The 12,851-nt window shown below is 64.8% G+C and carries 15 protein-coding genes; 8 read left to right on the top strand and 7 right to left on the bottom strand.

From position 1 onward, the window contains the following. Nucleotides 1–106: 106 nt before the first annotated feature. Nucleotides 107–2,281, top strand: a complete 2,175-nt coding sequence (locus NUW51_RS06105; protein ID WP_265563744.1) for a M3 family metallopeptidase — start codon at nt 107–109, stop codon at nt 2,279–2,281. A 104-nt stretch (nt 2,282–2,385) separates the two neighbouring features. Here NUW51_RS06105 and NUW51_RS06100 read toward each other — a convergent pair whose 3' ends face one another. Further along, entirely contained in the window at nt 2,386–3,459 is a 1,074-nt protein-coding gene (locus NUW51_RS06100; protein ID WP_265563741.1) for a phosphotransferase family protein, read from the bottom strand. A gap of 49 nt (nt 3,460–3,508) precedes the next feature. Between NUW51_RS06100 and NUW51_RS06095 the strand changes: the two genes are divergently transcribed. The 4 genes from NUW51_RS06095 to NUW51_RS06080 all read left to right on the top strand — a co-directional run bounded on the left by NUW51_RS06095 (nt 3,509) and on the right by NUW51_RS06080 (nt 7,271). Then, nucleotides 3,509–4,393, top strand: a complete 885-nt coding sequence (locus tag NUW51_RS06095) for a metallophosphoesterase family protein (protein WP_265563739.1) — start codon at nt 3,509–3,511, stop codon at nt 4,391–4,393. Nucleotides 4,394–4,424: 31 nt separating this feature from the next. Then, nucleotides 4,425–5,279, top strand: coding sequence for a carboxylating nicotinate-nucleotide diphosphorylase (nadC, locus tag NUW51_RS06090; RefSeq protein WP_265563737.1), 855 nt, complete (start codon nt 4,425–4,427; stop codon nt 5,277–5,279). A gap of 142 nt (nt 5,280–5,421) precedes the next feature. Further along, entirely contained in the window at nt 5,422–6,786 is a 1,365-nt protein-coding gene (locus NUW51_RS06085) for an NAD(P)H-dependent flavin oxidoreductase (protein WP_265587939.1), read from the top strand. After that, entirely contained in the window at nt 6,786–7,271 is a 486-nt protein-coding gene (locus tag NUW51_RS06080) for an SH3 domain-containing protein (protein WP_265563735.1), read from the top strand. Before NUW51_RS06085 ends, NUW51_RS06080 begins: the two co-directional genes overlap by 1 nt. Nucleotides 7,272–7,334: 63 nt before the next feature. Here NUW51_RS06080 and NUW51_RS06075 read toward each other — a convergent pair whose 3' ends face one another. The 4 genes from NUW51_RS06075 to NUW51_RS06060 form a co-directional block, all read right to left on the bottom strand. Then, nucleotides 7,335–7,766 (bottom strand): hypothetical protein, encoded by a 432-nt coding sequence (locus NUW51_RS06075; protein WP_265563734.1) that lies wholly within the window; start codon nt 7,764–7,766, stop codon nt 7,335–7,337. Between the two features lie 165 nt (nt 7,767–7,931). Next, a complete protein-coding gene (locus tag NUW51_RS06070; RefSeq protein ID WP_265563731.1) occupies nt 7,932–8,408 on the bottom strand; it encodes a hypothetical protein in 477 nt (158 codons plus the stop codon). Between the two features lie 62 nt (nt 8,409–8,470). Further along, nucleotides 8,471–8,851: a hypothetical protein gene (locus NUW51_RS06065; RefSeq protein WP_265563730.1), complete on the bottom strand. Its 381-nt coding sequence runs from the start codon at nt 8,849–8,851 to the stop codon at nt 8,471–8,473. A gap of 26 nt (nt 8,852–8,877) precedes the next feature. Then, nucleotides 8,878–9,660 (bottom strand): MauE/DoxX family redox-associated membrane protein, encoded by a 783-nt coding sequence (locus tag NUW51_RS06060; protein ID WP_265563728.1) that lies wholly within the window; start codon nt 9,658–9,660, stop codon nt 8,878–8,880. A gap of 69 nt (nt 9,661–9,729) precedes the next feature. Here NUW51_RS06060 and NUW51_RS06055 point away from each other — a divergent pair, with 69 nt between their 5' ends. Beyond that, a complete protein-coding gene (locus tag NUW51_RS06055) occupies nt 9,730–9,936 on the top strand; it encodes a helix-turn-helix transcriptional regulator (RefSeq protein ID WP_265563727.1) in 207 nt (68 codons plus the stop codon). Then, nucleotides 9,933–10,586 carry a hypothetical protein gene (locus NUW51_RS06050; RefSeq protein WP_265563724.1) on the top strand — a complete coding sequence of 218 codons (654 nt, stop codon included), beginning with the start codon at nt 9,933–9,935 and terminating at the stop codon, nt 10,584–10,586. The genes NUW51_RS06055 and NUW51_RS06050 overlap by 4 nt, the downstream gene beginning before the upstream one ends. 80 nt (nt 10,587–10,666) lie before the next feature. Here the strand turns inward: NUW51_RS06050 and NUW51_RS06045 are convergent, their stop codons facing one another. Beyond that, on the bottom strand, nt 10,667–11,845 hold the full coding sequence (locus NUW51_RS06045; RefSeq protein ID WP_265563722.1) for a thiolase family protein: 1,179 nt from the start codon (nt 11,843–11,845) through the stop codon (nt 10,667–10,669). A 151-nt stretch (nt 11,846–11,996) separates the two neighbouring features. Here NUW51_RS06045 and NUW51_RS06040 point away from each other — a divergent pair, with 151 nt between their 5' ends. After that, nucleotides 11,997–12,245: a hypothetical protein gene (locus NUW51_RS06040; RefSeq protein ID WP_265563720.1), complete on the top strand. Its 249-nt coding sequence runs from the start codon at nt 11,997–11,999 to the stop codon at nt 12,243–12,245. Here the strand turns inward: NUW51_RS06040 and NUW51_RS06035 are convergent. Next, the gene (locus NUW51_RS06035) at nt 12,242–12,775 is read right to left on the bottom strand and encodes a PadR family transcriptional regulator (RefSeq protein WP_265563718.1); all 534 of its coding nucleotides are present in this window, start codon (nt 12,773–12,775) and stop codon (nt 12,242–12,244) included. The two genes, NUW51_RS06040 and NUW51_RS06035, sit on opposite strands and share 4 nt — an antisense overlap. Nucleotides 12,776–12,851 lie beyond the last annotated feature (76 nt).

Below are 12,851 nucleotides of genomic sequence, written 5' to 3'. Positions count from 1 at the left end.
CACAGGCGACGCGGCCTTTGGGCCACGTTCCTTGTCTGTTCAGCCGGGCTTTGCCATGTAGGCGCCGATGCAATTTCGAACGACCATCCTCACCCAAGGAAAAACCATGACCAAGACTTTGTTGCTCGCGGGTGTCGCGAGCCTGAGCCTGAGCGCCTGCGGGACGCTCGGGCAGGACGATGCGATCGCCACTGCGGTCGCGATGGCCACTGCCGCCGCCGATACCGCCGCCGCCGAGGCGGTCGCTTTCAACCCGCTGCTCGCCGAATGGGAAGGTCCCTATGACGGCGTGCCGCAGTGGCAGGACTATGAGGTCGGCCAGTTCGACGAGGCGCTCGCCGTGTCGCTCGACGCCTATCTCGCCGAGGTCGATGCCATCGCCGACAATCCCGCCGCGCCGACCTTTGCCAACACGATCGACGCGCTGGAATTGTCGGGCGAGCAGTTCGACCGGGTCTATTCGGTGTTCGGGGTCTACACCTCGAACCTGTCGACGCCCGAAGTGCGCGACCTCGACGCCAAGTGGAGCCCGCTGATCTCGGAAGCCTATGACAAGATCACGCTGAACGAGGCGCTGTTCCAGCGCGTAAAGACGCTCTACGACGCGCGCGAAACGCTGGGGCTTACCAGCCAGCAGATGCGCGCGCTCGAGCGTCGCTACGACAGCTATGTGCGCAACGGCGCGCTGCTCGATGCGGCGGGCAAGGCGCAGCTGTCGGCCTATAATGCCAAGCTTGCCGAACTGTTCAGTGCGTTCAGCGCCAATGTGCTGGCCGACGAGAATGTCTATACGCAGGTCAGCGAGGCCGAGATGGCGGGCGTGCCGGGCGATATCGTCAGCGCCGCCAAGGCCGCGGCCGAGGCGCAGGGCATGCAGGGCTATGCCGTCAAGAACACCCGCTCGATGGTCGATCCGGTGCTGAGCTTCGCCGAGGACCGCGATCTTCGCGAGAAGATCTGGGATCGCTTCGTCAATCGCGGCGACAATGGCGATGACAATGACACCAATGCGATCATCGCGCAGATCGTGAAGACCCGCGCCGAGCGCGCCGATTTGCTCGGCTACGAGAGCCATGCGCATTGGCGCATGCAGGACACGATGGCGGGCACGCCGCAGCGCGCGATGGACCTGATGATGAAGGTCTGGCCCGCCGCGATCGCGCGGGTCGACGAGGAAGTCGCCGACATGATGGAATTCGCGAGCGCCGATGGCGTGAGCGAGATCGAGCCGTGGGATTATCTCTATTACCAGGAGAAGGTCCGCAAGGCGAAGTACGACCTCAGCGCCGAGGAGCTGAAGCCCTATTTCGAATTGAACAACATGGTCGACGGCATGATTTGGTCGGCCGAGCAGCTCTACGGCATCAAGATGGTCGAGAATACGGGCGCGGTGCCCGTCTATCATCCCGACATCCGCACCTTCGAGGTGACGAACACGCGCACGGGCGAGGATATCGGGCTGTTCTATTTCGACACCTATGCCCGCGACGGCAAGCGTTCGGGGGCGTGGATGAACACGCTCAGGCTCGGCACCAAGCTGAGCGGCGACGAGCTCGGCCTGTTCACCAACAATAACAACTTCAACAAGCCGCAGCCGGGCGAGCCGGTGCTGATCAGCCTCGATGACGCGCAGACGCTGTGGCACGAGTTCGGCCACGCCATCCATTACATGCTGGTTGATGTCGATTATCCGAGCCTTGCCGGCAACCAGCGCGACTTCGTCGAATATCCGAGCCAGGTGAACGAGAATTGGCTGCTGAGCGAGCCGGTGCTCGAACGCTTCGCGCGTCATTACGAGACCAATGAAGTCATGCCGCAGAGCTTGCGCGACAAGATCGCGGCCTCGTCGACCTTCAACGAGGGCTATGCGACGGTGCAGTATCTTTCGAGCGCGCTCGTGGACATGAAGCTGCACATGGATCCGGACGGGATCGTCGATGTCGACAGCTTCGAGAAGCAGACGCTGGCCGCGCTGAACATGCCGGAAGAAACGGTGATGCGTCACCGCCTGCCGCAGTTCAACCACCTGTTCAGCTCGGACGCCTATTCGGCGGGCTATTACAGCTATCTGTGGTCGGAAACGATGGACGCCGATACGTGGGAGGCCTTTGCCGAGACGGGCAATCCCTATGATCCGGCGGTGGCCGAGCGGTTCGAGAAGATCATCCTCGCGACCGGCAATGCGACCGACCGTATCGAGGCCTATCGGGCGTTCCGCGGGCGCGATCCCGATGTCGATGCGCTGCTGCGGCGGCGCGGCTTCCCGGTTGACGGGGAGTAAGCGACAGGTTGCTGAATGAAGGAGGCCCGGGCGGAAACGTCCGGGCCTTTTTCGTCGGGGGTCGTATAGCTTCAACGTCGTCTCAGCCTTCGCTGGGATGACGGTCAGAGGCGGGCGGCTTTCGCATTGGCCCAGGCTAGCTCGGCGAGCGGTTCGAGGGCCTTGGCGGTTTCAACCGCATGGGCGCTGGAGGCATTGCCGCGCGCGACGCGGCCCTTGATGCCGTGGACGATCGCGGCGAGGCGGAACATGTTGTAGACGATGAGATAGTCGAGATCGGCGACGCCGTCGCGCCCGGTGCGTTCGCAATAAGTGGCGACATAATCCTCTTCGGTTGGGATGCCGAGGTCGGCGAGGTCGCGGCCCAGGAGGCCGGTGAAGCTGCCCGCCGAGGGCATGCGGTACATGAGGAGATGGTAGGCGAAGTCGGCGCCGGGATCGCCCAATGTCGACAGCTCCCAGTCGAGGACGGCGCGGACCTTGGGCTGGTCCGCGTCGAAGATCATATTGTCGCAGCGAAAGTCGCCGTGAATGACGCGGATGGGTTCGGCCGAGCGGTCGGGAGCGTTGGCGGCGAGCCAGTCGACGAGCCGGTCCATCGCGTCGAGCCGCCCCGCCTCGATGTCGTTCCGATATTGGTCGGACCAGCGCGCGACCTGGCGGGCGACGAAATTCTCGCCCTTGCCATAGTCGCCGAGCCCGATGGCGGCGGGGTCGAAGCTGTGGAGCTGGGCGAGGCAAGCGTTCATGGCGTCGAAGTGGGCAGCGCGGTCGGCCGCAGGGGTGTCGGGGAAGTGCGCTTCCCAGACGATGCGGCCGGGCACCATGTCCATGACGAAGAAGGGGGTGCCGATGACGCTTTCATCCTCCTCGAGGCCGTGCGTGCGGGGTGCCGGGAAACCGGCCTGCCCCAGGGCCGTCATGACGCGATATTCGCGTTCGACCGCATGGGCGCCGGGGAGGAGGCGGCCGGGGGGCTTGCGGCGCAGCACATAGGCGGCGTGAGGGGTGGAGAGTTTGTAAGTGGGGTTGGACTGGCCACCCTTGAATAGTTCGACGCTGAGGGGGCCGGTGAAGCCCTCGACATGGGCCTCCATCCAGTCGGCGAGCGCTTTTTCGTCGAAGGCGAGGCGGTCGGAGACGGGGCGGGTGCCCGTGTTGGCGTCGGTGCGGTCCATGGCGGGGACGCTAGCTGAACTTCGCCGCGACCCCAAGCGTTCGGACGGCATGCATAAAATCATCCATTTTTCCGACGTCCATTTCGGCATCCACGAAGAGCATCTGGTCGCCGCGACCGAGCTGTTCCTCGAGGAGAATGAAAGCGACCTCGTCGTCATCGCGGGCGACCTTACCCAATGGGCCAAGGAGGAGGAGTTCGAGCTGGCGCGCGTGTGGCTCAACAAGATCGAGGAGCGCGGGCATCGCATCATGGTGGTGCCCGGCAATCACGACACGCCGAGCTTCAATCTGGTGAAGCGGTTCATGAGCCCCAATGCGGCCTATGTGAAGCATATGGGCGAGTGGGGCGAGGAATTGAATCCGTGGCTCAACGAGGAGGGCTTCGCGATCCTCGGATTGAATTCGATGCGCGGGCTGGTGGTCAAGAATGGCAAGATCTCGGACGAGCAGATTCAGCTGATGCGCGACAAGTTCGCCGAGGCGCAGGACGATGATTTGCGTATCCTGACGCTGCATCACCCGATGTGGAAGCTGCCGCGCGGGGAGAATTTGTCCGATCCCATCCAGAACCAGGTCGCGGCGGTGAGCGCGACCGACGATTGCGGCATCGACCTCATCCTGTCGGGGCATAATCACACGAGTAGCGTGCATCGCACGGTGGACCTGCCCAAGGGCGATGGCTCGGCGCTGGTGATCCAGGCGGGGACGGCCTTTTCGACGCGGATCAAGATCGAGCCCGCGAGCTTCAACTATATCCATGCCGACCGGCACAATTGCGTCATCAAGGTGATCGGCTGGGACGGCGACAATTATGTCGAGCGGCGCCAGCATCATTACACGAGGCCGCATGACGAGGCGCATTGGCAGCCGACCAGCGCCAATGCGATGGGGCTGGTGGCAGAAGTGGCGCGCGCCGCCGAAGGCAGGACTTGAGGCGGGTGGCAAAGCCGTGCAGGGCAATGACATGAGCCAGCTTCCCAGTGATTTCGACCTCGATGCCTATGTGACGGCCGTGCTTGCCGAGGATCTCGGCACGGGCGGGGACGTCACCAGCGCAAATACGATCGCCGAGGGCGCGCGTTTTTCCGCCGTAATGGACGCGCGCGAGGAGATCGCCGTGGCCGGGATGACGGTGGCCGAGGCCTTTTTCCGGCGGCTCGACCATGGGGTGGAGATCGAGGCGCTGGTCGAGGATGGCGACGTTGTGCCCGCTGGCACCGACCTGATGCGCCTCACGGGCAAGGCGCGGGCGATGCTCAGCGCGGAGCGCTCGGCTTTGAACACGCTGCAGGTGCTGTGCGGGATCGCGACGCAAGCCCGCGCCTTTGCGCAGGTCGTCGAGGGAACGGGGGCAACCGTACTCGACACGCGCAAGACCATTCCGGGGCTGCGCGCCTTGAGCAAATATGCCAGCCGGATGGGCGGCGCAGCCAACCATCGGATGCGGATGGATGATGGCCTCCTCATCAAGGACAATCATATCGCGGTGAACGGCGGCGATATTGCGCTCACCGTGGCCCGGGCAAAGGCGGGCAGTCACGGATTGCAAGTGCAGGTCGAGGTCGATCGGATCGACCAGATCGAACCCGCTCTGGGGGCGGGCGCCGACAGGCTGCTGCTCGATAACATGCCGCCTGACGTGCTGCGCGAGGCCGTCGCGCTGGTGGCGGGGCGGGTGCCCTTGGAAGCCTCGGGTGGGATTAGCCTCGAGACCATCAGGGCGGTGGCCGAAACGGGCGTGGATTATATCTCGACGAGCAAGATCACCATGGGCGCGCCGGCGGTCGATATCGGGCTGGATTACGCCATCTGCGGCTAGGTAACGTTACGGCGACGCTGCGGCGAACCGAATAAGGGCGGGATTGTGGCGAGCCGCCAGCGCCCCTATAGCAGCGCTCAAATCCCACAGGAGAGTGTTTGTGAGTTTCAAGGGTCTCAAGCAGATCGAATATAACGGCAAGATGGTCTGGCCGGTCATCGAGGGCGGCAAGGGCGTCAGCGCGACCAACCATGCGAGCTCGGGCGCCTGGGCGGCGGCGGGCGGCATCGGGACGGTCAGCGCGGTCAATGCCGACAGCTACGACCCCGAAGGCCGCATCATCCCGCAGGTCTATGAGGAAATGACCCGCCGCGGGCGCCATGAAGAGCTGATCCAATATGCGGTCGACGGCGCCACCGCGCAGGTCACCAAGGCGCATGAGATGGCGAACGGCCAAGGCGCGATCAACGTCAACGTGCTGTGGGAAATGGGCGGCGCCGAGCGCGTGCTCGAGGGCCTTCTCGACAATTGCGCGGACATGGTCGACGGCGTGACCTGCGGTGCGGGCATGCCCTATCGCCTGTCCGAGATCGCGCGGCATTATGGGGTGAAATATCTTCCCATCGTGTCGTCTGGCCGGGCGTTCCGTGCGCTGTGGAAGCGCGCTTATTCGAAGCATCCCGAAGGGCTGGGCGCGGTCGTCTATGAAGATCCCTGGCTGGCGGGCGGGCATAATGGCCTGTCGAATGCGGAAGATCCAAAGAAGCCGCAGGATCCCTATCCGCGCGTTGCCGAGCTTCGTGCAATGATGCGCGATGCGGGCACGCCCGAGGTGCCGATCGTGATGGCGGGCGGCGTGTGGCGTCTCGATGAGTGGGACAATTGGATCGACAATGACGAACTGGGGCCGATCGCCTTCCAGTTCGGCACGCGGCCCCTATTGACGCAGGAAAGCCCGATCCCCGCCGAGTGGAAGTCGCGGCTGATGGAATTGGAAGAGGGCGACGTCCTCCTCCACAAATTCTCGCCGACGGGTTTTTATTCTAGCGCGGTGCGCAATCCCTTCCTGCGCAATCTCGAAGCGCGCAGCGAACGACAGATCGCCTTTGCCAAGGACAAGGAGGGCGATCACGAGTTCGAACTCGATGTCGGGATCAAGGGACGCAAGAGCTATTGGGTCACCAAGGCCGACCTCAACCGCGCGCGCGAATGGCACGGCGCGGGCTTTACCGAGGCGATGAAGACGCCCGCCGACACGCTGGTGTTCGTGACGCCTGAGGAGTTTGCCGAGATCCGCAAGGACCAGGCCGATTGCATGGGCTGCCTGTCGCAGTGCAGCTTCTCGAGCTGGGCCGACAATGAGAAGAACACGACCGGGCGGCTGGCCGATCCGCGCAGCTTCTGTATTCAGAAGACGCTGCAGGACATCGCTCATGGCGGGCCGGTCGATGAAAACCTGATGTTCGCGGGCCATGCCGCCTATCGCTTCAAGACCGACCCCTTCTATTCGAACGGGTTCGTGCCGAGCGTGAAGCAGCTCGTCGACCGGATCCTGACGGGGGCGTGATGCGCAAGCTCGGTCTTTCCCTGATGGCTGCCGCGCTGGTCGCGGCGACCGGCGCCTCGGCGCAGGACGAACGCGAGGTGCCCTATTGGGCGTCGATCTCGTCGGGCGAGGCGATGATGCGCTCGGGCCCGGGCCGGACCTATCCGGGGCAATGGCTTTATCAGCGCCGCGACCTGCCGGTCAAAATCGTCCAGCGCTATGACAATTGGCGCAAGATCGAGGATCCCGACGGGACGCAGGGCTGGATGGCGGTCGCGCTGCTGAGCGAGCGGCGCACCGGCATGGTGACGCAGGGCGAGCCGGTGGAAATGCGCGTCGGCCTGTCGATCGAGAGCCCGGTGCGCTTCCGGCTCGAGGCGGGCGTGGTCGGGCGGCTCGACACCTGTGACGGCACGGCGTGCCTGATGCGCGTGGGCGAGGCCGAGGGCTGGGTGCCGCAGGACCGCCTGTGGGGCGTCGATGCGGGCGAGGCCTTCGAGCAATAAGCGATGAAAAAAGGGGCGGCGCCGGTGGCACCGCCCCTTTTCCCCTGTTGAACCGAAGGTCGCTTAGGCTTCGGTCATCTCGACATAGGCCGTCTCGGGCTCTTCGGCATCGCTGGTCCAGACGACACGGCCATCTTCGCCCGCTTCGCCCTTGCTCCAGCAGCGCGGATTGTCGTCCTCGGTCTCGCCGGGTTCAACCCACGTGACACACATCATGCCGTCGCGATTTTCCCACGTGCCCGACCCTTCGGCCATCGAGCCGTCGGGATTGGTCCAGGTGTAGGTGCCGTCGGCCATGTTGGTCGCAGTGCCTTCGAGTTCGCCCTCGGCATTGTAGATCTTATATTCACCGGCCATGCCGGGGCCGTCGGCCGCGGCGGTTTCCTCGACCACCATGTCGGTGTCGGCGCCGGCGTCGGCCATTTCCGCGTCGTCATTTTCGGCGGCGCAGGCGACCAGCGCGAGGCTGGCGGTCATCAGGATCAGTGTCTTCATGCTCGTTCCCCCTGTGGAATGAAGCGACCGTTCGACCCTATTTTACAACCTAGGTCAAGAGTGGAGTGTCGGTCGGATTGTGCGATGGGGTCGCGGTGGCATGAAAAAGGGGGGCGACCGATGGTTCGGCCGCCCCCCGTAATGGCTGGATAACGCGCGAAGCGATCAGCCGCGTTCCTCGACCACGTCGCCTTCATAGTCGACGCGCGTCAGTTCGATATTCTCGCCCTGGCTGTTGGTCACGACGAAGGCATCGCCGACACCGGGGGCCTGCGGCGGCACGGTCCAGCAGCTGTCTTCGGCATCGGCGCGGCTGCTGTTGAAGCAGACCTTGCCGTCGGTCCAGTTCCACGCGCCCTGGTCGCTGACGCCGCCGGCATCGCCGACCGAGAAGCTGCCGTCGGCGCGCAGCACGGTGGTGGTGATATTGCCACCGTTGCTGGTCCACTCCCATGCGGTGTCGGCATAAGGCGTGCCCTCGACCGCCGAAGGGGCATCGCCGAGGGCGATTTCGGCATCCTCGATGCTGTCATTCTCGGCGGCGGTCGGGTTGCTGTCGTCCTGGGCTGCATTGTCACTGCCGCCACAGGCAGCGAGCGCGAGCATGGCGGCGCCGACGAGGCTGGTGCGAATGATGGTCATGGATTCCCTCCGATCAATGTGTCGGCGGCCAACGCGCGGGATGGGAAGAAGTGCCAGCCTGCCTAGTCGCCGATGATCGGCCGGGCGCGGATGGTGAGGCCGTCGGAGACGCGGCGCGAGGTCATCCAGCCGTCGGCATCGGGTTCGCCCTCGTTGGTCCAGCAGGCGGTGCCCGCATCGGGGTCGTCGGGGGTGAAGCAGAGTTGGCCGTCGGGTCGCACTTCATAGCTGCCACGGCCCGATTCAATGTCGCCATCGAAATCGATATAGGTGCCGTCGGGCCCGAAATAGGTGCGCGTGACGCCTTCCTCGCCCTCGACCTCGAAGGTCATGCCGGCGGGGCTGAACACCTCGGCGTCGGCGGCGTCGCTCTCGACGACGGGGGTGTCGACCTCCTGAGCGCAGGCGGCGAGGGCGAGGCAGGCGAGGAGGGCAAGGCGCATGGGCTGAGTTCCTTTCGGGCGCGATCCTACCAGAGAAAGCGGCTGCCCATCCAGAGGCTCATCGCGATCATCATGAGATTTTCCGTGAGGCTGATGAAGCCCAGCGGCACATTGTTGTTGCCACCGACGCAGGCGCACTTGAGATCGCGCTTGTCGATATAGACCGCCTTGAAGACCGACGCCGCGCCGATGGTGCCGATGAACAGCGCGATGGGGACCGACAGCCACGGCAGGAGCTGGCCGAGCATGAGCACGCCTGCCGTTGCCTCGAGGAAGGGGTAGAGGGTGGCGTAGGGTACCCAGCGCCGGGCGAGCAGGTCGTAGCCGAGGAACATGGTGGCGAAGCTGCGCACGTCCTGCAGCTTCAGGAGCGCGAGCAGGCACATGGCGATCGGGACGAAAAGCATGGCCCAGCGTTCGAGGAGCGGGGCGCCGGCGGTGAAGTTGGTGAGCGCGGCGGCCATGAGCGCGGCGAGCGCGAAAAGGGCCGCGACGGGGCGATAGGTCTTTTTGGAGGGGTCGGGGTTCTTCAACCCGAAATGGGTGCGCAAATCAGTGTAGCCGCCGATGCGTTCGTCGCCGATGAAGATTTGCGGGGTGGTCTTCACGCCATGCTCGGCCTTGAAGGCTTCGGTCGCCTCGGGCGTCTCGAGCGGGTGATCCTCGATCCGATAGCCGCGCGACTTGAGGAGATGGAGCGCCTGCAGGCCATAAGGGCAGACATGCTTGGGCTTCACCATGCGATAAAGGCGGGCGGTCTTGGGGGCGGGTCGATCGAGCATGGCAATGATGTGGGGTGGGGCGGCCATGAAGGCAATGGCTGGAGGGGGCTGTAAAGAGCTCTTGACTGACAAGAGCTCTTTACATATCGATGGGGCATGGAGAATCGGATCCGGCATTGGCGCGAAGAGGCGGGGTGGAGCCAGGGCGAATTGGCCCGGCGGCTCGGCGTGTCGCGCCAGACGATCAATGCGGTCGAGACCGACAAATATGATCCGAGCCTCCCTTTGGCGCTGCGCATGGCGAAACTGTTCGGCGTGGCGGTGCCAGACCTGTTCATCGACGATTGGGAGCCCGACGCGTGACCGACATGACGACCGAGACTTTGCCGCCCGAAGGCAAGAGCATGACGAAACGCCTTGCGCAATTGGCGGGGGGCGCAGTGGTGGGCGCCGTGGGCATGGCCGCGACGCTGCACCTCATCGAGGGCAGCGCGATCGAGGAACTCGGGGCTCCAGAGATGATCTCGGTCGGTGCGGGGGTGGTGTTCATCCTGATCGCGCTGATCGTGCTCCTGGGCGCGGCCTTCCCCAAGGCGGGACAGCATGTGCTCGAGGTCGAGGACGAGGCGGACCTGCGCTACCAGCGCGGCCAATTGCTTCGCGCCGGGCCGATCATGGTCTTGATGGGGGCGATCCCCATCCTCGTCGCGCTGGGCGGGCCCGATGGGATCATCGACAGCACGGCAGCCTTGTGGGGCGTCATCGCGCTGACCATCGTCGCGGTGGTGGGATCGATCGCCGTGCGAATGAAGCGCGACGAGCTCAACGAGGCGATCGCCAAGGAGGCGGGAACCAACAGCTTCTATGCGATCCTGCTCATCTTCGGCGGATGGTCGGCAGCGGCGCATCTCGGCTTCGCCGCGGACATTCCGATGGTGTTGTTCGTGGGGGCGTGCCTGTGGATCTGGATCGTGATGATCTTCATCGCGGCGTTTCGCCGCGGGATCGGCTAGACCACGCCCAGCCGACATAAAGAGCCCCCGGAGGTCAGGTGACCGCCGGGGGCTTTTTTCTTGCCGCTGACGAAGCGGCGTCAGGCCATCTCGACCGCGATGGCGGTGGCTTCGCCGCCGCCGATGCAGAGCGAGGCGACGCCCTTTTTAAGGCCGCGCTTCTTCATCGCATTCAGGAGCGTGACGAGGATACGGGTGCCGCTGGCGCCGATCGGGTGACCGAGCGCGGTGCCGCCGCCGTTCACGTTGATCTTGTCATGCGAAATGCCGAGGTCCTTCATTGCGAACATGGCGACGCAGGCGAAGGCCTCGTTGACTTCCCACAGGTCGACGTCGTCGACGCTCCAGCCGGCCTTTTTCAGGCACTTCTCGATCGCGCCGATGGGGGCGATGGTGAATTCCGAGGGCTCCTGCGCATGGGCGGCGGTGGCAATGATGGTCGCGACGGGCTGCTGGCCCGCGGCTTCGGCGGCGTCCTTCGAGGTGACGACGACGGCGGCGGCGCCGTCCGAGATGGACGAGCTGGTCGCCGCGGTGATAGTGCCGTCCTTGCGGAAGGCGGGGCGCAGCGTCGGGATCTTGTCGGGACGGCCGCGGCCCGGGGCCTCGTCGGTGTCGACCACGGTCTCGCCCTTGCGGGTGACGATAGTCAACGGCACGATCTCGCCTTCGAAGTCGCCATCGGCGATGGCGCGCTGGGCGCGGGCGAGGCTCTCGATCGAATAGTCGTCCATCGCCTCGCGGGTGAGCTGGTAATCGTCGGCGGTTTCCTGCGCGAAGGCGCCCATCGCCTTGCCTTCTTCATAGGCATCCTCGAGGCCGTCGAGGAACATATGGTCGTAGGCGGTGTCATGGCCGAGACGCGCGCCCGAGCGATGCTTCTTGAGGAGATAGGGGGCGTTGGTCATGCTCTCCATGCCGCCCGCGACGATGGTGGTGGCATTGCCCGCGCGGATCGCCTCGTCGGCCTGGATGACGGTCTGCATGCCCGAGCCGCAGACCTTGTTGACGGTGGTCGCCTGGACGCTCTTGGGAAGACCGGCTTTCAGCGCGGCCTGGCGCGCCGGGGCCTGGCCGAGGCCGGCGGGCAGCACGCAGCCCATGTAGATGCGGTCGATGCTGGCGCCATCGACGCCGGCCCGATCGACCGCCGCCTTGACCGCGGTGGCGCCGAGGTCGGTGGCGGTGGCGTCGGACAGGGCACCCTGCATCGCGCCCATCGGCGTGCGGGCATAGGAAAGGATGACGGTCTGGCTCATGCGAAGTCTCCGTGAAGCATTTGGTTCGCGGATCGACATAGGGACGTGGTTGCAACACATCAATGTGACGTTCAGCTTGACGCGGTAAAGCTCTTTACATCCGGGACCAAATGGTCTTGGGAAGGGGCGGGTTTACAAGAGGGGACAGATCATGCGTTTGTTGATCGTCATTGCAGCAGGAGCGATGCTTGCTTCGCCGGCAGCGGCTGGCGACATGCAGTGCATGACCGGCTGTTCGCAGCAGCAGGCCGACAGCGACGACAAGCCCGAACGGTCGAGCAAGCGCGACGCGCGCCGCACCCGCCAGGACAGCAATCGCGATCGGTCGAGCACGGGGTGCCGCCGCGATCCGATGACGCAGGCCTGCAGCCTCGGTGCGAGCCCCTTCGCTTCTTTCTAGTCGGTTTTTCGCGACAGAGCTTCTTCCGCCGCGAGCCATTCGAGCCGTTGGCGCAACAGCAAGATATTGAGTTCGATGCGGGTCGCCTCGACCGGGTCTTCGCCCGTAATGTCGGCTTCCTCACGCGCGATGGCATGTTCCAGCGCGGTGCGTAGCCGTGCATAGATTGCGTCGCGCTTGTCCGCCGCTAACGTGTGGCGCCAGATGCCCGAGCGCAGGCGAAACGGGTCCATCCCCACGCTGACCGCACGGTCGGCATCCATCGCCCAATCGGCCAGTTCGCGGCGTCCCTTACCCGTCAGCGACAAGTGGCGGGCGCCGCGCTTGTCCCCGGTTTCCTCGGCGTGGAGGAGACCGCGCGCTTCGAGGCGGCGGATGGCGGGATAGACGGTGCCGGTGCTGCCGCTCCATTCGCGCGAGGGCGAGGCTTCGAAGGCGCGGCGGACCTGGAACGCGGTCTGCTGCCCGCGATGCTCGATCTCGGACAGGATGGCGCCTTCGATCTCGGTGAGGGGGCGGTCGGTAATCATCGCAGCGGCATAGCAGAGGCGGTTCGTCGGTTTGTCGAAATTCGACAGACAGACGGTGTCGGCTCTCCAATAGTGC

Source organism: Sphingomicrobium arenosum, assembly GCF_026157085.1.
In the GTDB taxonomy this organism is placed as follows: domain Bacteria; phylum Pseudomonadota; class Alphaproteobacteria; order Sphingomonadales; family Sphingomonadaceae; genus Sphingomicrobium; species Sphingomicrobium arenosum.
The sequence above is the reverse complement of the archived record's forward strand: the minus strand, read 5'-3'. Positions and strand labels throughout refer to the sequence as shown.